At 39.3% G+C, this 19,805-nt stretch carries 19 protein-coding genes and 1 pseudogene; 7 read left to right on the top strand and 13 right to left on the bottom strand.

The window, feature by feature from the left end:
* Nucleotides 1-265: 265 nt before the first annotated feature.
* Nucleotides 266-3,169, top strand: coding sequence for a TonB-dependent receptor (locus QMA12_RS07580; protein WP_290209103.1), 2,904 nt, complete (start codon nt 266-268; stop codon nt 3,167-3,169).
* A 71-nt stretch (nt 3,170-3,240) separates the two neighbouring features.
* On the opposite strand, the gene QMA12_RS07575 is transcribed toward QMA12_RS07580, so the two are convergent.
* The 5 genes from QMA12_RS07575 to folB all read right to left on the bottom strand — a co-directional run bounded on the left by QMA12_RS07575 (nt 3,241) and on the right by folB (nt 9,964).
* Entirely contained in the window at nt 3,241-4,326 is a 1,086-nt protein-coding gene (locus tag QMA12_RS07575; protein WP_290209102.1) for a hypothetical protein, read from the bottom strand.
* Nucleotides 4,327-4,383: 57 nt separating this feature from the next.
* Nucleotides 4,384-8,031 carry a hypothetical protein gene (locus QMA12_RS07570; RefSeq protein WP_290209101.1) on the bottom strand — a complete coding sequence of 1,216 codons (3,648 nt, stop codon included), beginning with the start codon at nt 8,029-8,031 and terminating at the stop codon, nt 4,384-4,386.
* Between the two features lie 283 nt (nt 8,032-8,314).
* Nucleotides 8,315-9,118 (bottom strand): undecaprenyl-diphosphate phosphatase, encoded by an 804-nt coding sequence (locus QMA12_RS07565; protein ID WP_087533483.1) that lies wholly within the window; start codon nt 9,116-9,118, stop codon nt 8,315-8,317.
* Nucleotides 9,115-9,603 (bottom strand): 2-amino-4-hydroxy-6-hydroxymethyldihydropteridine diphosphokinase, encoded by a 489-nt coding sequence (folK, locus tag QMA12_RS07560; RefSeq protein ID WP_087533482.1) that lies wholly within the window; start codon nt 9,601-9,603, stop codon nt 9,115-9,117. The genes QMA12_RS07565 and folK overlap by 4 nt, the downstream gene beginning before the upstream one ends.
* 1 nt (nt 9,604) lies before the next feature.
* Nucleotides 9,605-9,964 carry a dihydroneopterin aldolase gene (gene folB / locus QMA12_RS07555; protein ID WP_290209100.1) on the bottom strand — a complete coding sequence of 120 codons (360 nt, stop codon included), beginning with the start codon at nt 9,962-9,964 and terminating at the stop codon, nt 9,605-9,607.
* Nucleotides 9,965-10,202: 238 nt separating this feature from the next.
* Here folB and plsY point away from each other — a divergent pair, with 238 nt between their 5' ends.
* Entirely contained in the window at nt 10,203-10,820 is a 618-nt protein-coding gene (gene plsY, locus QMA12_RS07550) for a glycerol-3-phosphate 1-O-acyltransferase PlsY (RefSeq protein WP_087533480.1), read from the top strand.
* Here the strand turns inward: plsY and tsaD are convergent.
* Genes tsaD through QMA12_RS07535 form a run of 3 tightly spaced genes read right to left on the bottom strand, consistent with a single transcriptional unit; the run spans nt 10,817 to nt 12,771 of the window.
* Entirely contained in the window at nt 10,817-11,830 is a 1,014-nt protein-coding gene (gene tsaD, locus QMA12_RS07545; RefSeq protein WP_087533479.1) for a tRNA (adenosine(37)-N6)-threonylcarbamoyltransferase complex transferase subunit TsaD, read from the bottom strand. The genes plsY and tsaD overlap by 4 nt on opposite strands.
* 28 nt (nt 11,831-11,858) lie before the next feature.
* Nucleotides 11,859-12,449, bottom strand: a complete 591-nt coding sequence (locus QMA12_RS07540; RefSeq protein WP_290209098.1) for a YjaG family protein — start codon at nt 12,447-12,449, stop codon at nt 11,859-11,861.
* Nucleotides 12,433-12,771 (bottom strand): DUF2007 domain-containing protein, encoded by a 339-nt coding sequence (locus tag QMA12_RS07535; RefSeq protein ID WP_290209097.1) that lies wholly within the window; start codon nt 12,769-12,771, stop codon nt 12,433-12,435. The genes QMA12_RS07540 and QMA12_RS07535 overlap by 17 nt, the downstream gene beginning before the upstream one ends.
* Before the next feature lie 99 nt (nt 12,772-12,870).
* Here QMA12_RS07535 and QMA12_RS07530 point away from each other — a divergent pair, with 99 nt between their 5' ends.
* The 4 genes and pseudogenes from QMA12_RS07530 to QMA12_RS07515 all read left to right on the top strand — a co-directional run bounded on the left by QMA12_RS07530 (nt 12,871) and on the right by QMA12_RS07515 (nt 15,524).
* On the top strand, nt 12,871-13,278 hold the full coding sequence (locus QMA12_RS07530; RefSeq protein ID WP_087533476.1) for a DUF2721 domain-containing protein: 408 nt from the start codon (nt 12,871-12,873) through the stop codon (nt 13,276-13,278).
* 329 nt (nt 13,279-13,607) lie between these two features.
* Nucleotides 13,608-13,769, top strand: coding sequence for a hypothetical protein (locus QMA12_RS07525; protein ID WP_290209096.1), 162 nt, complete (start codon nt 13,608-13,610; stop codon nt 13,767-13,769).
* 128 nt (nt 13,770-13,897) lie between these two features.
* Complete coding sequence (locus QMA12_RS07520) at nt 13,898-14,785, top strand: LysR family transcriptional regulator (protein ID WP_290209095.1); 888 nt, start codon at nt 13,898-13,900, stop codon at nt 14,783-14,785.
* Between the two features lie 118 nt (nt 14,786-14,903).
* Nucleotides 14,904-15,524, top strand: a pseudogene (locus QMA12_RS07515) (2OG-Fe(II) oxygenase).
* 26 nt (nt 15,525-15,550) lie between these two features.
* Here the strand turns inward: QMA12_RS07515 and ubiA are convergent.
* On the bottom strand, nt 15,551-16,429 hold the full coding sequence (ubiA, locus tag QMA12_RS07510; RefSeq protein WP_290209094.1) for a 4-hydroxybenzoate octaprenyltransferase: 879 nt from the start codon (nt 16,427-16,429) through the stop codon (nt 15,551-15,553).
* Nucleotides 16,426-16,971: a chorismate lyase gene (locus tag QMA12_RS07505; RefSeq protein WP_290209093.1), complete on the bottom strand. Its 546-nt coding sequence runs from the start codon at nt 16,969-16,971 to the stop codon at nt 16,426-16,428. Before QMA12_RS07505 ends, ubiA begins: the two co-directional genes overlap by 4 nt.
* Nucleotides 16,972-17,130: 159 nt before the next feature.
* On the opposite strand from QMA12_RS07505, the gene QMA12_RS07500 reads away from it, so the two are divergent.
* Nucleotides 17,131-17,538, top strand: a complete 408-nt coding sequence (locus QMA12_RS07500) for a flagellar basal body-associated protein FliL (RefSeq protein ID WP_290209366.1) — start codon at nt 17,131-17,133, stop codon at nt 17,536-17,538.
* On the opposite strand, the gene glpG is transcribed toward QMA12_RS07500, so the two are convergent.
* The 3 genes from glpG to tdh all read right to left on the bottom strand — a co-directional run bounded on the left by glpG (nt 17,519) and on the right by tdh (nt 19,772).
* On the bottom strand, nt 17,519-18,346 hold the full coding sequence (gene glpG, locus QMA12_RS07495; RefSeq protein WP_290209092.1) for a rhomboid family intramembrane serine protease GlpG: 828 nt from the start codon (nt 18,344-18,346) through the stop codon (nt 17,519-17,521). The two genes, QMA12_RS07500 and glpG, sit on opposite strands and share 20 nt — an antisense overlap.
* On the bottom strand, nt 18,343-18,660 hold the full coding sequence (glpE, locus tag QMA12_RS07490; RefSeq protein ID WP_099295066.1) for a thiosulfate sulfurtransferase GlpE: 318 nt from the start codon (nt 18,658-18,660) through the stop codon (nt 18,343-18,345). The genes glpG and glpE overlap by 4 nt, the downstream gene beginning before the upstream one ends.
* Nucleotides 18,661-18,746: 86 nt before the next feature.
* Nucleotides 18,747-19,772, bottom strand: a complete 1,026-nt coding sequence (tdh, locus tag QMA12_RS07485) for an L-threonine 3-dehydrogenase (protein WP_290209091.1) — start codon at nt 19,770-19,772, stop codon at nt 18,747-18,749.
* Between the last annotated feature and the right edge of the window lie 33 nt (nt 19,773-19,805).

Raw genomic sequence — 19,805 nt, 5'->3', positions numbered from 1 at the left:
TGCTTACATAATTTCACCTTAAATATCATATTGATACCAATATATATTCAAAACAAAAACAAAGCACACATTATTGAAACAACATACACATTACCATTTTTTAAGACTCTTATTAGGTACTATGTTAAAACGTAGCGCTAAATTACATCTGGTTACATTGTCTGCCATTTATTTAACTTCTTAAGTTAAAAGTGCCTACCTTGATAACTAGTTAGTTCAATCATGCTTTAACTCCTAGTTGAAGCTTGTCGAAATTAAAGGTGTTATGTTGAAAAAATTAAATCTTATCGCAACAGCCGTAAACGCAGTTTTAGTGACAACTGCATTTAGTGCATTAAATACATTTGCACAGTCAACGACTGAAACGAAACCCGTTGAACGCATTCAAGTTACCGGCTCAAAAATAAAACGCTTTAACCTAACGTCTCCAACCCCTGTTACTGTGATCAGTGGTGTTGAGATGGAAAACCAAGGTATAACTAACGTCAATGATTTACTTGCAGAAATGCCACAGGCAACAGTTGGCCTTTCTCCGGAAACAACAACTAACACTATTTATGCGTCAGGCCTTAACACTACGGACCTTCGTGGTTTAGGTTCAGAGCGAACTTTAGTGCTTGTAAATGGGCGCCGTTTTGTACCTGGTTCTGTGGGTGATACAGCAGTTGATTTAAACAACATTCCTACCACAATGATTGAACGTATCGAGATAGCTACAGGTGGTGCAGCAGCCGTTTACGGCGCAGATGCAGTAGCTGGTGTGGTAAATATAATTACTAAAAAATCAATGGATGGGATTGAACTTGATGTCTCTACCGTACGTCCAGAGCAAAGTGGTGGCGAGCAAAACAACTTCTCAATTACTGGCGGTATGGAAGGCGATAAACTCTCTTTTATTGCCTCATTTAATTACACTGAAAACAAAAGTTATGGCAAGCTGAGCCGTGATTTCTACCGCAACCCTGTAAACTCATACGCAAACCCGGCAAATAAAAGTGGTAGTGATGGCATCCCTTCACGGGTTGTTTTAGGTCAGCCGACAGGCCTTGCTTATTACTCAGAGGGTGGCGACTTCTTCGCTAAAGACTCACTTAAAGATAATGGTTACGACAATCATCACTACACCTTTGATGCAAATGGCAACCTAAAACCGTTTGACTATGGCTTGGGGCGCATTCCTAATCCAGGTGTTGGAAGCGATGCGTCAAACTACTTTCAAGATAATCAAAATCAAGGCGATGGTGTTTTTGGCCACGGCTATAAAGATTACTTTCAAACGCCATTAGAAAGAATAATTGCTTCTGCGTACGGCACATATGAACTCAATGACGACCACGCTTTAACCTTTGATTTCACCTATTCAAATACAGAAGCCACAACAGAGAGCTCACCTTCTTTCTTTCGCCATACGATACGTCGCGACAATGCGTTTATTAAAAACGATATGGCTAAAGTAATGGACGACAATGAGCTTACAGAGGTAACACTTCGCCAAGCTAATGAAAACTTATGGGGCGACCGTGCATATAACCAAGAGCGTGAGGTATTTCGCACCTCAATCGGCGCTGAAGGTATTTTAAACGATGACTGGGGCTACTCTGCTTACGCACAATTTGGCCGCATCGAGCAAAACACTCTTTGGACTGGCGAAGTATTAACACAAAACTTAGCTAACTCTATTGATGCCGTTGAATACCAAGGTAATGTAGTGTGTGCCAAGCGTAATGAAAACGGCGATGTTATAGGTGCTATTGAAGGTTGTACACCATTTAACACAATGGGCGCGACGTCAGCAACACAAGCACAGTTAGACTATATAGCGACTGATGCAACACGTTTTGCTAAGCACGACCAAGCCGTGTTTGCTGTTACTGTAGATGGCGCCTTATTTGAACTACCAGCAGGATATGTTGCTGCGGCCTTCACTGCTGAACACCGCAGAGAATCAGCGATCACTAGGCCATCTGAAAACATGGAAAAAGGCCTTATCTTTGGTAACTCAAGTTCACCGATGGACGGCGAAATAGATGTAAACGAACTTTCAGCTGAAATTTCAATTCCATTATTAGAAGAAACCTTCCTAACAACAGATTTAACCCTTGAAACAGCGTTCCGTTATATGGATTATTCGGTTACAGGTGAAGATAATGCTTGGAAGATAGCTTTAAATTGGGGCGTCACTGATGAGTTACGCGTACGTTTAAATCGTTCAAAATCAGTACGCGCTCCTAACTTAGGTGATTTATTTACTCCTAACTCAAAAACGTTCAGCTCAGGACGTGCTGATGTATGTAGAGCTGATTCTATCGCTGAGTCAGGCAGCAAATATAAAGATAACGTAATCAAAAACTGTCAAGCTGCAGGACTGCCTCAAGGTTGGATGCCTTCTGAAGAGTGGTTAGCAGGAGGTAGTTTACCGGGTTATATTCAAGGTAACCAAGACCTTAAAAATGAAACGTCAAACGATTACACAATCGGTGTTATTTACACTCCAGAGTTTATTGAAGGATTAGATTTAACTCTTGATTATTGGTCATTTGAAATTGATGATGCTATTGAATATTATGGCCGAGATAATGTTAAGCTTTGTTATGAATCAACATCACTAGACAATCTATTCTGTAACAACGTGGAGCGAGACCCTCAAACAGGAGAGATAACAAACTTCTACAATCGACCTATCAATGCCGCAACTGTAGCAATTAAAGGTATCGATGTTGAATCTGCATACCGTACAGAGTTGTTCTCTGGTGATTTGGCATTAAAACTAACAGCAACCTATTTAATAGAGGACAATAATAACTCTACAGGTCGTGCTGAAGACTTTAGAAGTGATGTAGGCGAAACAGCTTCACCTCGCTTGAAGGGCCGCTTTAATGCTGTTTATTCACAGGATGACTCTGCTTATGTATTAACAATGAATTATCGCCATGCAACTGTTAATGACAACGACTGGACCATTGAAGACAATAACTACAATGATATCCCGTCTTACACAACATTTGATTTCATGTACAAAACTTATCTAATGGATGAGCTACAGTTACGTGTTGGTGTTAACAACATATTCGACCGTGAGCCGCCACGTAACCCGTTCACTTACGACGATGGTGAGTTCTTTGATGTTAAAGGCCGTCGCTTATCGTTAGGCGCTAAATATACTTTCTAATAAAGCTTGTATTTAATTGCTTATAAAACGGCTCAGTTCATTGAACTGAGCCGTTTATTTTTAACCAGCGACTAGAACAGCCAATTTACCTGCATATTTAACGATAATTGCATCGCTTTGTTTGGGTTCAACTTATCCATCGCCATCTCAAGTTTAAAAAAATCAATTTCATAACCTAACTGAGGCGTTAAATTAATTGGATCAAGCATTAACGCAAACTTGCCTTTTTTGTAAGCAAACTGAGCACCTATCTGCATAAAGTTAATATCACCTTGGCGTGATAAGTTTAACGCATAGTCAATTTTTTCATGATGGTAGGTAAACGCTAAAGCTATTTGTTCTGGTATTTTAAATTTATGCTTGCTTTGCCCCTCAAACCCTTTGAGCAAAGGTCTAAAGCTATTAAATCCTTGATTATCAATAAAGCTACCCTTGGTGTTTATATCTGCTGATGTATAACCTACATTATCAACACTAAAGCGATTGTAAATATCTATCAGATCAGCACGTACAGTTAGGTTATCTAATACATTCATTTCAGCAAATAAGTCGACTGAATAACCCTTGCCTTTACTATCCCAATTACCTTCATTAGGGCGTTTTAAAAAGTTGTTATGCGTGTAGTACTCTTCATAATTAAGGTCGCCTAATAAACTATTATCAGCCCTTCCTTGCACATTACCCGAAACAACAGAGTGACGAAAATAATTAACTCGCCAATAGCTGCCTTTAATGCCAATCAATAAAGCATCACTAAACTCATAGCTATAGCCCGCAGCAAACCCTTTGCTCCTATTAGCAAAGTAATCAAGCTTCACCTTGTAGTTCTCTTTATCTAGTAATGGAATATTATTCTGTTCTTGATAATAGCCTAAAGCAGTATCAGCATGACTTTTAACAAAATAATCTAGGCGCTGTTCGATATGAAATGTAAAGCCTTCTAGACTTGAGTGTTGATAGCTTATGCCTAGCTTTGTTTGCGAGAAGCCCTTATCAGCATCTGGCTGAGGTGGACTCTGCCAGTCATCATCGACTACCGCCAACACCGGTGAGATATTACTAAAACTATTAGAATCAGCATATACAGACACTTTTTGCTGAGCATTACAATGTAATGCCATTAAACCTAAGCAGCTTAGGAGTGTATTTTTTATCATTTATTATTTCTTTTATAAAAAAGGCCTGCAAGAGCAGGCCTTGAACTTCATGCAAAATTATAATGTTTCAACAGTTCCATTTTCATAAACAATGAGCACCAACGAATCACGCTTAACAATTTCAGCTGCTTTTTCATCACCGACCATAATTGTGCCGAGCACTTGCTGCTCTGCTTGTTCATCATCTGAATCAGCTAAAATTAGCTTAACGTTTTCAGCATTCGTCGCTGATAAAGTTTCAAGTTTAGTGTCATAGCTTACAATAAAGCTGCGTAGCTTATCACTCTCTGGCAGTTGATATTTAACATCTAGCGCAAGCTTACCTTGTTCTAGCTCAGTCCGTTCTCCCGTTAAATTTAGCTCAAGGTTATATTCCCCAACCTTAACTTGTACATTGAGTGCGGCATTAACATCTAAAAAGGTTTCTTCATTTTCAACATTAGTGCCAAGTTCTGGTTGGGTTAAATACATATCTATCGTATAAGTACCATCAGCAGACCATTGCATGTGTTCAGGTTGCGTAAAATCAGCTCTTATTTCACCTAAACCACTCACAAAACTACGATAATAAACAGGTTCAAATGTTGGCTCTTCGCCAGAGATTGATGGAGGATTAATACTATATAAACGGCTCTTAAATGTATCTACGGCGGTAAAATTAGCAAGGTTTTCCCCATTTATACCAAAACGAGAAAACTGCCAACTATAAGCAGCAAATTCTGTAAAGTTAGCAAAATGACCGCAATCACCACTTTGCTCGTTAATATCAATTAAGTTCCCATCATAATCGTAATACAGACCATCTGCTGTTTTGCTATGAAAATCAAAGTTAATACAATCGAGAGAGTCCGCTATTTGATCGTCATCATTATCAATTGCTGTCAATTTTTCATAACGACCCCAACTACCATCAAGGTACCGATCAAAAAACTCAACGGTTGTAGTTTGCGCTAGACCTTCACCTTGAGTTATTACGCTAAGCGTTTCACTTTGGACAAAGTCACCACTCTTAGAGACTGTAACATTATCTACTGAGAAATTAGTTTCGGAAGACTTTGCAACATTAATCGTCTGCACTTCCCCATCTTGAACGGATGCTTGTAAAGTTGCGGCTTCATCACTAACTGTAATAGTCAGCATATCTTCTAAAATTGGTGAAACTAAGTAGCCATCCAGATCTATATTGAGGCCAGCTGCAAGTGATGTATCATTATCGTCAAAGATTAAACGATAAGAGCCTTTATCACCAACAGCAACACTAAAGTCATTCGCGAATGCGTCGTCAAAATAATCAGTAATTGTGGAGATTTGCTCAACTGGCGTTTGAATCCCAATATTCAACCCATTTAACGCATCATAATAATCATGGTACTCACCATAATTATTAAACATGATATCAAGTACAGCTATACTGCTTCCGTCCTCAGTAATAAGCACACCATCATTATATTCTTTAAAATACTGATAATGCCTTTTAACTACAAATGGTTGATAATATTCATCAAACTCTACTTGTTCAATGAATTCAACATAGCCATAATAATCATCATTTACCTCGTTATAGTAGTTGTATAAATAAAATTGCACACCTTGATAAGTAAACGCTTCTCTTGTAAAACTCCCTTGAAAGTACCCTTCAATATCAGTAGTTCGATTCGCAGACACTTTCCAGTTTCCAGCATCTGGCGCAGTCTTTACAAATGTATAAGCAGTCACTGTTTCATCGTCATTCACTGATAGATTTAACGCTGTATTGGCTTCATTTATAGTGATTTCAGCAATACCTTCATACATTTCACCAAACCCTTTAAGCTCCGGCGGTACATATGATTCAAGATCTTTAATATTAACGGTTGCAGTGGCTTTTACAAACTCACCATCTAGTGACGAAAACTCACCACTTAAGCTCGCCATTTTAGGTAGCACAAGCGTATCTTGCTCAAGCGTGTAATCCCAAGCTGTTTGTTCCCAACCATTTAATGACTCCGTACTATAAACTCTTAGTGGCAATAATTCAGCAGTTAGGTTACCTGTAAAACTTACCGGGTTTGCCACCGTGTCAGTCGCCTTTTGCGCAAGTGTCACACTCAGCTTTAGCTCCCCTTTGGTTGGCTCTGCATTAACATCACCACTTTCAATTTGGCTTCGCGTAACAGCACTATCCAAGCTCAGTGTTGCGTGACTACCTTCTCCAATTGTTAATGCTACAGCGTCATTCTCAGCCATACCTGATAACAACAATTGATACTGCGTATTTTCTGCTAAGGCGTTAATAGCAACATCAAGGGTTAACTTTTCGGCTCCAGCTTGCGCATCAACACTAAATACAAGGTTTTCTTCATCGATAGTTACACTACCTGTACCTGCTGTGCTTAAATAATCTGCTAAATCAAATACTGTGCCTGTTACTTCTTCGTTTTCAAGTTGTTGGTGAATATCTGTAACAGCTTCGATAACATCACTTAATAGAGCAAAGCTATCACCTTGCTCTGCAACCATGTCACCAGCAGCTTCAACGAGATTTACAAACTGCTCCCCTTGCGACTCAAAGTGTTCTCCCGATGAATTTGTTACATCAAATAAATTAGCAAATAAGCGAATATCATTCACCATCGCACTGGCTTTTGCTATCGCGTCGCCTTGGGTTTCATCACTTACACTACCTTTAATTCGCCCTTCATCATCAGCCTGAGTAAGCTTAACTTGAATTTCATTAGCTATATTCGTTGCAATTTGCTCTAAATCATCTAAGTGTTCAACTAGCGAAGGGTCCTCTGCAATGACTTCTATAAGCTGCGTTAATGCCTGCTCAGAGCCGTTGAGAACATCTTCAATTGAAAGTTCAAACTCATCGTCATCATCTGCATCAGCAGAAACTAACATTCCGCCATTTGCTGCAACCATATCATCTATCGCGAACTTTAATTTAGCACTCAGAGAAAGATCAGGCTCTTCAATGTATAAAGCATGAGCAATACCAGCGTTGATTAAGGCATAACGCATTGCGTTTGTATTTTCTTGATCAAATAAAGAAGAAGGCGTTTCAATTGCACCTGGCGTAAGTGAGTTCAAGGCTCCAACCAATCCAAAAGTATTTGCTATCTCTGATTGTGCATCTGAAATTGTTTGTTCTGATACATCACCACGGCTTTCAGCTAACGCAGTTGCCATATGAGTTAATGGTGTTATATTTGCTGTATCTTGGGTATCAGCTGAGTCACTGCTAACAGATAAGATACTGGTTAACGAAAACTCAGGATCTTGTAGTGTAAGATTAACGTTTTCACCGAATTTAATAGCAACGTCATCAGCACCAACCCCACAACCTGTTGGTGCATCACACACCATAATTGTCGGCGAGTCTGCATCGCTACTTACAGACAGTTCAACCTTAACAACGCCCTGAATATCATTAAGCGTAACTAGGTATTGTCCGTTTTCATCAGTAACTAAGCTTGAATCCCCTAATTCTTCATCAGTTAACTCAACAGCACTGCCTTCTACGTACTTATAGAAAGTAAGCTGTGCATTTTTTAATGTGCCTTTAGATGCCACCCCATTAATTTGTGCCTCACTGACCGTCGGTGTTTCTGGATCTGTGACTACAGGGGGATTGGTAACTTCACTATTATCATCTGAAGAACCACCGCAACCGGCTAAAACCGTAAGTACACTTAACGCTAGAATTGATTGTTTAAATTCCATCTTTGTCCCTTTTAATCAAATTATTATTTTTAAAATCCTAATAATCATAGCTGGAAAAAATAATAAAAACAGCAACGCTTTTATCTTAACGCTAACTGAACGAAGAAAAAAGAAATGGAATAAGGAGGCTTACGTGAAATTTTTTAACTAAATACAGCTGGAGAACTAATTAAATAAAGGCTTCAAGAAAATCCGACAGGATAATCTTGAAACCCAATCACATAATAAATAAACGTTACTACGTAATTTAACTATTTTTTTCTCATATAATTTAAAATTTATTTCAGAGACTCAAGAAAAGAATCAATCCAGCGCCTAATAATAAACGGTAAATGACAAATGGCATCATGCCCATGCGTTCAATGATTTTCAAGAAAAAGTAAATACAGGCATACGCAGATACAAAAGATAAACCTGCACCTAACAAAATTGCTTGCCAGTCAATAGCTTCACCTGCTGTGAACAGTTTGTAGGTATAGTAAGAGCCAGCAGCAGCAATAACAGGGATAGACATTAGAAATGAAAAGCGTGCTGCACTTTGCTTATTTAGCCCTAATAATAAACCAACCGTTATTGTTATCCCTGAGCGTGATGTACCAGGAAAAACCATCGCAATAACTTGTGAAAAACCTAATAATAACGCGCTCACTAAATTGAGTTGATAGATGTTCTTTACCTGTTTTGCTTTTACATCTGCATACCAAAGTAATAAACCAAATACGATCGTAGAAGTGGCTATTACCCATGCATTTCGAGAATAACTTTCTACAAAGTCTTTAAAGAAATAACCAATAACAAGCGCTGGAATAGTCGCTGCAATAATCCACCAGCCTAGTTTACTGTCATCTGTTGCACCTTGTGCTCCAAACGATTTAAACCACGCACCAAGTATATCGACAACTTCTTTTCTAAAATAAATGACAACAGCGATTAATGTACCAACGTGTACTGCGACATCAAATGCCAAACCTTGATCTTGCCAGCCTAAGATTTGTGAAGGAAGAATTAAGTGGGCTGAACTTGAAATAGGTAAAAACTCAGTCAATCCTTGGATCAGGGCTAAAACAATAATTTCTATAATACTCATGGGTTAGTAAACTCCACCTTCCATAGTTTTTGATTAGGGTTATTATATTCATTCCATAGCTGCGCAATCGTCTTCTTTGCGACTGGGTGAATAAAATGAGGGGCTATTTCTGCCAATGGTTGTAGCACAAATGCATTTTTTGTTATTTCATCTCGAGGTAACTGTGCTGGCGAGTCGCAAATTACATCATTATAAAATAATAAATCAAGATCTAAGGTGCGCGGGCTAAACTTTTTATCGTTGAGCTTGCGACCATTATCTCGTTCAATTTTTTTCAATAACAAACACAACTGTTCAAGCGGCATTTCTGTTTGAGTACCAACAACAGAATTATAAAAGTTACTACCTGAAAAGCCAACAGCTTCACTTTCAAATACACTTGAATGCTCAAGCTCGGTAAAGTGCTCTTTTAAGGTGGTAAGTGCTTGGCGAAAATAATGCTCTTTATTCACGTTAGAGCCAAGGCTAATATAAATCTGTGCCATGCTAGTTAGTGGCCTTTTCTCGCGTAATTTGCACACCAACAGTGTGTGCTTGGGCTACCGCAGCTGGCTTGCTCACTTTTATTGTAACCTCTGAGGTATTGAACTCGGCTAAAATAATGACTGCAAGTTGCTCGACTAGCGTTTCTAAAAGCTCTACAGGCTTTGCTGTTGTATGCGCAATAACTCGATCGCTTACTTTGGCATAATCTAAGGCTAAATTGATATCATCACTTTGAGCTGCAGGTTTTATATCGCAGAGCATTTCTATATCGAAATATAAACTCTGTTTGGTTTCTTTTTCAAAATCGTACACGCCAATGATAGTCTCAACATGTAGTTGCGATATAAAAACTTTATCCATAACTGCTCCAACTTGAAAAATTTAAACTCAATTGACGAGTTTTACCCACTATAATTAACTTTTATAGTGTTTATACACTTTAACTATGTTTTATTATGTAAAAATTAACCATACAATAGTCAGTGGGTACAAAAACAACTGCTCTATTGTTGAACATAAAAGTATGCAATGTTATTTTGCCCTCGATATTTGCGGCCAATGATAGCCGAAAAAGCGCGATTAAAAAATAAGGAAGCGTGTGATAGCTGTTTTAATGTTAGTTTTAGCCTACTTACTAGGGTCGATTTCATCGGCTATTCTAGTCTCACGGCTGTTTAAACTACCAGATCCACGCACTAATGGTTCAAATAACCCTGGCGCTACCAATGTCTACCGTTTAGGCGGTAGTTTTCCCGCTTGTTTAGTCCTAGTATTCGATATTCTTAAAGGCACTATACCTGTATGGGCCGCATACTTTTTAAAACTTGACCCGCTTATGCTAGGTTTGATAGGTGTAAGTGCTTGTTTAGGCCATATGTTCCCGGTGTTTTTTCGTTTTAAAGGCGGTAAAGCCGTTGCCACTGCATTTGGAACTTTGTTACCAATTGGCCTTTCTTTAGGTGGGCTGCTAATATCGACTTGGGTGGCAGTTGTTGCAATTACTCGCTACTCGTCGCTCGGAGCGCTGATTGCAGTTTCCTTAGCGCCTTTGTACACATGGTGGATTAAGCCACTCTATACCTTGCCTGTGACATTTTTAACTGTACTTATAATTATTCGCCATCATGGTAATATAAAACGTCTTTTCAGTGGAGATGAACCAAAAGTTGGTGATAAAAAGAAACCACCAACTCAGGATAACAATAGCACTAGTTAAATCGCTTCTAAGCTATCTATAGGCCAACGCGGTTTTGTTTTCATATCGAGACTAGCAAATTGTCCAGCTTTTAAGCGCTGCATACCGGCATAAGCTATCATCGCACCGTTATCAGTACAAAACTCTGTACGTGGATAATATACTCGCCCCTTCATACCTTGCATTACCCGCTCAAGCTGTGCGCGTAGCTCCACGTTTGCGCTTACACCACCTGCGATCACAAGACGCTTAATTCCTGTTTGTTTCAGCGCACGTTTACATTTGATCACTAACGTGTCAATCACAGCGGTTTGAAATGCATGGGCAATATCAGCTTTGGTTTGCTCATCGCTATCATTATCACGAATCGTGATAGCAGCAGCCGTTTTTAAACCACTAAAGCTAAAATCAAGGCCAGGCTTGTCAGTCATTGGGCGTGGGAAAATAAATCGTTTAGGCTCGCCTTGCTCCGCCAGTTTAGCTAAACGAGGACCACCAGGGTAATCCAAGCCTAGAAGTTTTGCTGTTTTATCAAATGCTTCACCTGCGGCATCATCAACAGACTCACCAAGCACTTCATATTGACCTATGCCTTCGACTTTCACCATCATGGTATGACCACCTGAGACTAACAACGCGATAAATGGAAAGTCTGGTACATCTTCTTCTAGCATTGGCGCCAGTAAATGCCCTTCCATATGATGCACTGCGACAGCAGGAATATTCCAACCATAAGCAAGTGAACGTCCAATAGAAGTGCCAACCAACAGAGCCCCTACCAGCCCAGGCCCTGCTGTGTAGGCTATCCCATCAATATCATCTGCAGTACAGCCCGCTTGTGCAAATGCAGCATCAATCAATGGTAGGGTTTTACGAACATGATCGCGTGACGCAAGTTCAGGAACCACCCCACCATAATCAGCGTGCACTTTTACCTGACTATACAACTGGTGCGCCAGCAATCCTTGTTCGTCATCATAGATTGCAATACCTGTTTCATCACATGATGACTCAATGCCTAAAATTCGCACTGCTTTTTCTCCTACCGATAAATTCGTGTTATAGCGCTAAACCAATATTTGTTTGACCATCTGCAATAGCATGTAGTTTCAGTTCTTTAACACTCTGTGATGTGACACGGCCCATTTGCTCGACAAAATCGATCATTTCACTAAGCACTTCAATTTCATATTGCATTAAAGGGTGTTCGCGTACTGTTTTATTATCGGCAACTACCCCCTCAACTGTCAGTTGATATTCAATAAAACGAGCAACGGTTGCTTGTGATATCTTGCTTATACTGACAAATTCACTATCATTTTGGGCAATTAAACCGTGCATTAACCCAAGTAAAGCCGTTGCCGCATCGATCGCGGGATATGTACCAAACATATCAAAATCGGCAAGTTCGGGGACATTAGGTTCAATTTTTTCGATTTGTTTTTCTAAATCAATTTTACTTTTAGGGAGCAGAATTTTTTCCCAGCACACATTCAGTGCACTACGAAGCGTCGCTTCATCACCAAACCCAGTCGCTTCACTAAACAAACCATAGTTTGGTAGCATGCGCTCAATTAATGCAGCCGCTAATACGGCTTGTTGTAAATAATTAAGCTCTCGAATACGCTGAAAATTATTCGCTTTTGTCATTCTTAGGAGTCCTACAAGACCAACAAATTTCAAATGTTGGCCCATTATGCTCATTACAGTTGGGGCATACCCAATCCAGAGCAGATTGCTGTTCTTGGCTATAGTTTAACAATATTTCGCGCGCATGGCGCTCTTTTATCGCATAAACCTGTACACGAACTTCTGTTTGAGCAATGGGAATTTCACCTACTGCGCTTTGTAATGACTCGCCTAACAATTGGCAGTTTATTTCGTTCCCTATTAGCAGCCCTTTCACTATATTTGCTTCAACAGCATCTGCAGCGCTATAAACCGTTATCCAACGAAATGGTTCATTGTTCATAATTTCATTTCCTATTTATTATATGAATGAACTCTTTTACTTTGTAATTAAACTCCCCTAATCTATTCTAAGCGAAGTATTTGTTATTTAGGAATAATCATGACACTAACCACCCCAGGCTTACTTTTTCCTGCTATCTCATTATTACTATTGGCTTATACAAACCGATTTTTAGTATTAGCGCAATTAATTCGGGAATTAAATGCGCGAGAGGGTGAAACTATACGACCACTTGTTGTTGCGCAGATCACCAACCTAAGAAAGCGTATAAAGCTCATTAGAACCATGCAAGTATATGGCGTAGCATCATTTTTAATGTGTACTATTTCAATGTTTGCATTATTTATTGAGTTTAAAACCACAGGCGTTATTTTATTTGGTATTAGTCTAGGTTGTTTAGCTTTATCGCTTTTAACTTCTTTATATGAAATACACATATCATGCGATGCCATAGAAATTGAACTCAAAAACATTGAAAAAAAACCATTAAGTGATAAAGCAGACTAACTATCAGGCAATAACCCTTTTGGTGAAGTATTAAACGAAGGGGATTTATGCGACAGACTTTTTATTTTCAGACGAGACTGTAATTGAGCCACAAAGTGAATACGCAACAGTCATTTTGGCATATTCTTATTGTCGACAATGGTGCAAGTATAGCCACCAAGTCACCAAGTCAGTTTTATCTGGTTTTAAATTTGAAAGCGGACCACTTCGCTTTCACCAAACCTAAAAAGTAAAAGAACTATTACAACAACATAATGACATCTCTCGGGTTAATTGATGTTGTGATGAAAAAAACCATGCTGGACTCGCTCTGAAAAAGTTTAATCGCGATGACAGCAATAATCATTAAAGTATCTTCGATGGCTGAATCAGTGATCGTTATTATCGTGCTTTCATTGATAAAAGAGCAACGCACAAAGCAGCTTTCCCCTAAAATTGTTGATATATCCATCAACAACTTAGCACTTTTTTTTGAGTTTAATCAACGTTAACCTGACTAAAGTTGTAATATTTTTGTAAAAAGAGACTTTTCAAATTAGGTACAATACATTACTATCTGTTAAGATAATTTCAACTATGCTCGCACTCGTGCGACTTACTTATACAAAGGACTATAAAAGTGAGATTTGAACAATTAGAACAGTTTGTTGCATTAGGCCAACTTAGACACTTTCGCCAAGCGGCCGAAACCACTAAAATAAGCACTTCAGCGCTAACACGTAGCATTCAAACCCTTGAAGATGAAGTTGGCTATCAATTAGTTAAACGCTCTACTCGCTCAGTTAAACTTACTGCCGAGGGTGAATTATTTTTAGATTATGCACAAAATACCCTATCAGCTTTAGAAGCGACCAAAAAAAGCTTATTTCAATCATTCAACGGCTGCTCAAGCGAGAAGTTGATAATTGGTTATACGACTAAGGCAAGCGCAATTGTACCTGTATCATGTGGCCAATTTTTAGCACAATACCCGCATGTAAAAATAGAAATGCAGTTACAAGAACAAAGTGAGTTACTTCGTAAGTTGCAACTAGGTGAAATTGATATTAGTGTTTGCTCACAAGCTGTAAATAGTATTGGTACTGATATACACCTACCTGATCAACTAATTTTATTTGTGGCTAAAAGCCATCCATTAGCCAAAAAAAGTGATATCAGCAAGCAAGACCTTATCGACTTCCCAATATATGGCTGTTTTTCGCAATCAAAGCAAATTCAAACTATGCTTAACGAAGCAATTGATGGTTTAAATAAAGCTTCAAGTATTAAAGTTGGTAGTATTGAACAAGTAATGGACGGCTTGTGCAAATCGAACCACTTTGCCATTGCAAGCATTGAACATGCAAATACAGTTGCTGAGCATTCAGATCTCGTGCAGTTAAAAACAAATAAAGACTTAGCTCATGAGCAGCTGATTGTGCAAACTAGTCAGCAAGTATCCCCTGGGGAGCACATAAACCAGCTCTTGTCCTTAATAGAAAAGACAGCGCTGTCGGTTAGTGAGTAAGATTGATATTGAAAGCCTGATTTATTCAGGCTTTTTTTGTTTTAAGTCCGAAATAAAAAGCTCGCTTTAAATAAATATTAAGCTAAACTAGCGCACCTCCCTATACTTAGTATATAAAATGAACGCTCATTTCATTTCTGAAATCTATTTAGATGATATTGAAAGCCGTGGCTATACCATTATAAATAATGCTCTATCTAAAAGTTTAACTGCAAAATTGATGCTTGATTGCTATCGCATTAACCCCGAATTTAGTGTCGCTGGCATTGGCCGTAAACATGACTTACACGTCAATAAAACTGTTCGCAAAGACAAAACATTTTAGTTTGATGGCAGTAGCCAAGCACAACTAGGTTATTTAGCATTAATGGCAAAGATGAGAGTCGTACTCAACCGGAGTTTCTTTTTAGGTTTATTTGATTACGAATGCCATTACGCCAAATACCAACAAGGTGATTTTTATAAAAAACACTATGATGCCTTTAAAGGCCGCTCTAACCGCGTCTTTACCACAGTGCTTTACTTAAATACTCCAGATTCTGGTGGTGAATTAATAATATACAAACCCAAGAGTAAACAAGTCGAAGTGTGCATTAAGCCACTGGCTGGCACACTTGTTATATTTGAAAGCGAGCGCTTTATGCATGAAGTGTTACCTGCAGGTGATGAGCGCTATTCCATTGCGGGTTGGTTCAGGATGAATGCCTCAATTAGCGGCGTGATTGATCCACCGCGCTAGTAAACTAACCGAGCAAGCGATGAAGCTTACAAATTAAGTGGCAAGGACGCCACTAAGCCAACAAATACAACTAAACCTACGTAGTGGTTATTTAAAAATGCTTTGAAGCACCGCTCTCTATCACGAGAATGAATTAATATTTGCTGATAAACTAAGAACCCTGATGCCACCAGCATACTAAGCCAATATGGTGTATCAAGTTGCTCACTCCAACCGATGTAACAAAGTAAAGCTATAAAACTGCCATTAAGACACAAGATGATTGCTCTATCTGCTTGACCAAACAAAACTGCTGTTGACTTTACCCCGATTTTTAAATCGTCATCTCTATCAACCATGGCATACATCGTATCGTAAGCCACAGTCCAAATAACATTGGCCATAAACAGCAACCAGGCAGAGGCAGGCACATGACCGCTTGCAGCCATATATGCCATTGGAATAGCCCAACTAAACGCAGCACCTAATACCACCTGTGGTAAATTAGTAAAACGCTTCATAAAAGGGTAACTAAAAGCTAAAAACAGCGCACCGACAGATAGCACGATGGTTTGCCAGCTGAGTAATAACACAAGTCCAAATGCAATTAATATCAAAAGGACAAATAGGCTAAGTGCTTCTCCACTAGTAACAAGCCCTGCAGCCAAAGGGCGCTGGGCAGTACGTTTGACAGAACCGTCAATTTTACGATCGGCATAATCATTGATCACACACCCTGCACTGCGCATCACAAAAACCCCCAAGCTAAACACTATAAAGTTTAATAAACTTGGTATACCACCACTGGCAAGCCATAAAGCCCAGTAAGTTGGCCACAACAACAAAAGCGTGCCAATTGGCTTATCGGTGCGCATTAGTTGTTTGTAGTGTGCAATGTTCGCAGTTTTTAATGCAGCTAATGTCATTGGTAAATAAACGCCTTAGGTAAAAATATTTCACACACTAAAAAGCGACTTTGCGCTAAAGAAAATATACTACGCCGCCCCCATAATGGACTTACACAATCAAGAGGCTGCTCAGCCAGCTGTTGTACTGGGTGATCCTGATCAAAACATGCAATTTCAATCTCCGTGCGTTTTAAATCAGGGTGTCGAAAAATCACATCACCTAATGGTTTATCCCCAAGCTCAAGTAACTGTTGTTGTTGCATATCTTGAGAAACAGGTAACCAACTTTGTGCATAAACCATAGGGTGACCATTACACCAAAGTAACACTTCACGGTTAATACCTTGCGATAAATGACAATCAAGTAATTGCTGTTGGTGCTTGTTTAAAGTGAATTGTTTTTCACTCAATACCTGAACAGAGAAATCACGACCATGGCTTTTAAGTTTAGCCGTCAGAGAATTTGGCTCAAGCAGCCAGTTTTGTTCTTGCTGTGAAAGTGAGGTAACCGTATTACCACGTTGCCAATTAGCTGTTAGGGAAAGAGGAAATGTAATCACAATAGCTCTATTTAATAAAAACCGAGTAAATGATAACACTGCCTAAGCTATGGAAAAAGTAATTGAAGATATTCAATAACAAATAACTGATTCAGCCTGTATATTAATCAGTATTACGTATAAACTGTTAACATGAAATATGAATCACCTCACTTACCTATGAAAAAAGCGCTTTACTCAGGCATCTTAATAGTTGCATTGTCATTTAGTTTATTAGCAAGCTTTAGCAGTCGCGCAGAGTCTACCGTGGGCTACTTTGGTTTTGAACCAGATATAATCGCCAATTACATCGCGCAAAATAACAAAAAGTTAGGGTATGTCCGCGTAACTGTAGACTTAATGCTAACAGATATGGCAAATATTGCAGTTGTTGAACACCATACACCACTGCTACGCGACGCACTGGTAGAAATTTTATCGAAAGAGCCTGAAGAAAATATAAAGTCACTCACAGGGCGTGAAGAAATTCGTAAACGCTGTGCTGAGCGATTAAAAACCCTGCTTAAACAAGAAACAGGGCAAGAAATTATTCGCGAAGTATTATTTACTAAATACCTTTATCACTAGCTTTAAAAAACTGTGCGGTATAAGCGTAAGCCATACCGCTAAGTAAGCCACCTAAGTGCGCCCAATTAGCCATATTAACAGGCAGCATATTGCCAAACCCTAAAACAACCCAAATAAGCATAAAACCAATCACCGTGTTACTCACCAGAGCAGGCTGCTGTGGGTTGAGGGCTCTGTGAATCCAACAGTAACCCAGCAAACCATAAACTACACCACTCAAACCACCAAAGTTAGGGCCTACCATTAAATACTCAGCCCAATTACTAAACAAGGCTGTGGTTAAAAACAAACCTATTAAAGTGCTTTTACCAGCAAGCTTTTCGATACCATCTCCCAGTGAGATCCACCAGATAATATTAAAAATTAGATGAATCGCGCTAAAGTGCACTATCGCAGGCGTCAACCAAGTTAAAGGTTGATTAGGGTTAAATTGTAAAACACCATAAATTGACTCAAAACCACCGAGTAAGAAGGCGATATAAATTCCTACACATAATAAGGTGACGGTTTGGTTTAGCCAGCTAAGTGCTTTAAAGCGCTCTTTTAAGTTAAGTGACTGACCTTGGTAATTAAGAGGAGATTGCGTATTACCAACTTGCCACGATGCATCTTGATAACGTACATGGTTAGGATTTTCAACAAACGCTTGCCATAATGGTTGAGCTTGATGAAAGTGCTCAGGGGCAATACAAATAATCACATTTTGGCCATCACTTGAGCGCAATTCGCCGCTAAGCCCTTGGCTTTTTATATAGTCGATAAAGCCTTGCGCAGCACGAGGATTATTAATACTGCCAAGCTCTATCATTTTTCAACTAGCTCCGGTAACTGTACTTCCCACTGTGTAAAGCCGCCATCCATACTATACACGTCTTCAAACCCCTGCTCTGATAAGTAATTAGCAGCACCTTGCGAACTCATACCATGATAGCAAACAATAATAATTGGCTGATCAAACTCTTTGTTCATCATAAATTCGCCAATATTCGTATTTGATAAATGCTCAGAGCCGGGAATGTGGCCTGCTTGATATGAATTAGGATCTCGAATATCTGCAATCACCACGTCTTCTTTATTAAGTAGTTCTTGAGTTTGGGCAATTGAAATATGTTTAAATGCCATTGCTGCCTCTTAAAAATTAAATAAATCAATAAAAAAGGCGGCTTTAATCGCCACCTTTATTTAAACTAACTAAAATGAGATTAAAATTAATCCCAATTAAGGATAACTTTACCTGACTGGCCTGAAATCATCATATCAAAGCCAGCTTGGAAGTCATCAACTGAATACTGATGAGTAATGATTGGGTTTAGGTCTAAGCCTGATTGAATAAGGCTGGCCATTTTATACCAGGTCTCAAACATTTCACGACCGTAAATACCTTTTATTACTAAGCCTTTGAAAATAACTTGGTTCCAATCAACCGCCATATCTGACGGTGGGATACCGAGCATGGCAATTTTACCACCATGATTCATGTTATTTAGCATAGCGTTAAATGCCGATGGCACACCTGACATTTCAAGACCAATATCAAACCCTTCGGTCATACCAAGGTCAGTCATTACATCTTCTAGCTTTTCGCTTGCAACATTAACTGCACGCGTTGCGCCCATTTTACGGGCTAAGTCTAAGCGGTACTCATTTACATCGGTGATTACTACGTGGCGAGCACCTACGTGCTTAGCAACAGCAGCCGCCATGATACCAATTGGACCTGCACCAGTTATAAGTACGTCTTCACCCACTAAATCGAACGACAGTGCCGTGTGAACAGCATTGCCAAACGGGTCGAAAATTGATGCCAGCTCGTCGCTAATGTTATCGGGAATTTTAAACGCATTGAATGCAGGGATCACTAAGTACTCAGCAAATGAGCCTTCTCTGTTCACACCAACACCGGTTGTGTTACGGCATAAGTGTACGCGCCCAGCACGACAGTTACGACAATGACCACAAGTAATATGCCCTTCACCTGAAACCCGATCACCTACGCTAAAACCACGTACTTCTTGGCCCATATCGACCACTTCACCAACATATTCATGACCCACAACCATAGGCGTTGGAATGGTATTTTGCGCCCACTCATCCCATTTATAAATATGTACGTCTGTACCACAAATGGCCGTTTTACGTATTTTGATTAATAAATCGTTATGGCCTACTTCTGGCTTTGGTGCATCTGTCATCCAAATGCCCGGTTCTGCCTTTAATTTTGATAATGCTTTCATGATCACACACTCAACAAAAACCGCGGACATGCC

The sequence above is a fragment of the Pseudoalteromonas sp. APC 3893 genome (assembly GCF_030408095.1).
GTDB lineage: Bacteria > Pseudomonadota > Gammaproteobacteria > Enterobacterales > Alteromonadaceae > Pseudoalteromonas.
The sequence above is the reverse complement of the archived record's forward strand: the minus strand, read 5'-3'. Positions and strand labels throughout refer to the sequence as shown.

What these genes read in the sequence shown, in the direction of transcription:
- ubiA (WP_290209094.1), bottom strand. Translation starts at nt 16,429, where the DNA reads ATGACATTAGCTGCATTAAAAACTGCGAACATTGCACACTACAAACAA.
- QMA12_RS07535 (WP_290209097.1), bottom strand. Translation starts at nt 12,771, where the DNA reads ATGAACAATGAACCATTTCGTTGGATAACGGTTTATAGCGCTGCAGAT.
- QMA12_RS07565 (WP_087533483.1), bottom strand. Translation starts at nt 9,118, where the DNA reads ATGAGTATTATAGAAATTATTGTTTTAGCCCTGATCCAAGGATTGACT.
- tdh (WP_290209091.1), bottom strand. Translation starts at nt 19,772, where the DNA reads ATGAAAGCATTATCAAAATTAAAGGCAGAACCGGGCATTTGGATGACA.
- QMA12_RS07580 (WP_290209103.1), top strand. Translation starts at nt 266, where the DNA reads ATGTTGAAAAAATTAAATCTTATCGCAACAGCCGTAAACGCAGTTTTA.
- QMA12_RS07570 (WP_290209101.1), bottom strand. Translation starts at nt 8,031, where the DNA reads ATGGAATTTAAACAATCAATTCTAGCGTTAAGTGTACTTACGGTTTTA.
- QMA12_RS07525 (WP_290209096.1), top strand. Translation starts at nt 13,608, where the DNA reads ATGACAGCAATAATCATTAAAGTATCTTCGATGGCTGAATCAGTGATC.
- QMA12_RS07500 (WP_290209366.1), top strand. Translation starts at nt 17,131, where the DNA reads ATGAAAAAAGCGCTTTACTCAGGCATCTTAATAGTTGCATTGTCATTT.
- glpG (WP_290209092.1), bottom strand. Translation starts at nt 18,346, where the DNA reads ATGATAGAGCTTGGCAGTATTAATAATCCTCGTGCTGCGCAAGGCTTT.
- QMA12_RS07530 (WP_087533476.1), top strand. Translation starts at nt 12,871, where the DNA reads ATGACACTAACCACCCCAGGCTTACTTTTTCCTGCTATCTCATTATTA.
- glpE (WP_099295066.1), bottom strand. Translation starts at nt 18,660, where the DNA reads ATGGCATTTAAACATATTTCAATTGCCCAAACTCAAGAACTACTTAAT.
- folB (WP_290209100.1), bottom strand. Translation starts at nt 9,964, where the DNA reads ATGGATAAAGTTTTTATATCGCAACTACATGTTGAGACTATCATTGGC.
- folK (WP_087533482.1), bottom strand. Translation starts at nt 9,603, where the DNA reads ATGGCACAGATTTATATTAGCCTTGGCTCTAACGTGAATAAAGAGCAT.
- QMA12_RS07540 (WP_290209098.1), bottom strand. Translation starts at nt 12,449, where the DNA reads ATGACAAAAGCGAATAATTTTCAGCGTATTCGAGAGCTTAATTATTTA.
- QMA12_RS07575 (WP_290209102.1), bottom strand. Translation starts at nt 4,326, where the DNA reads ATGATAAAAAATACACTCCTAAGCTGCTTAGGTTTAATGGCATTACAT.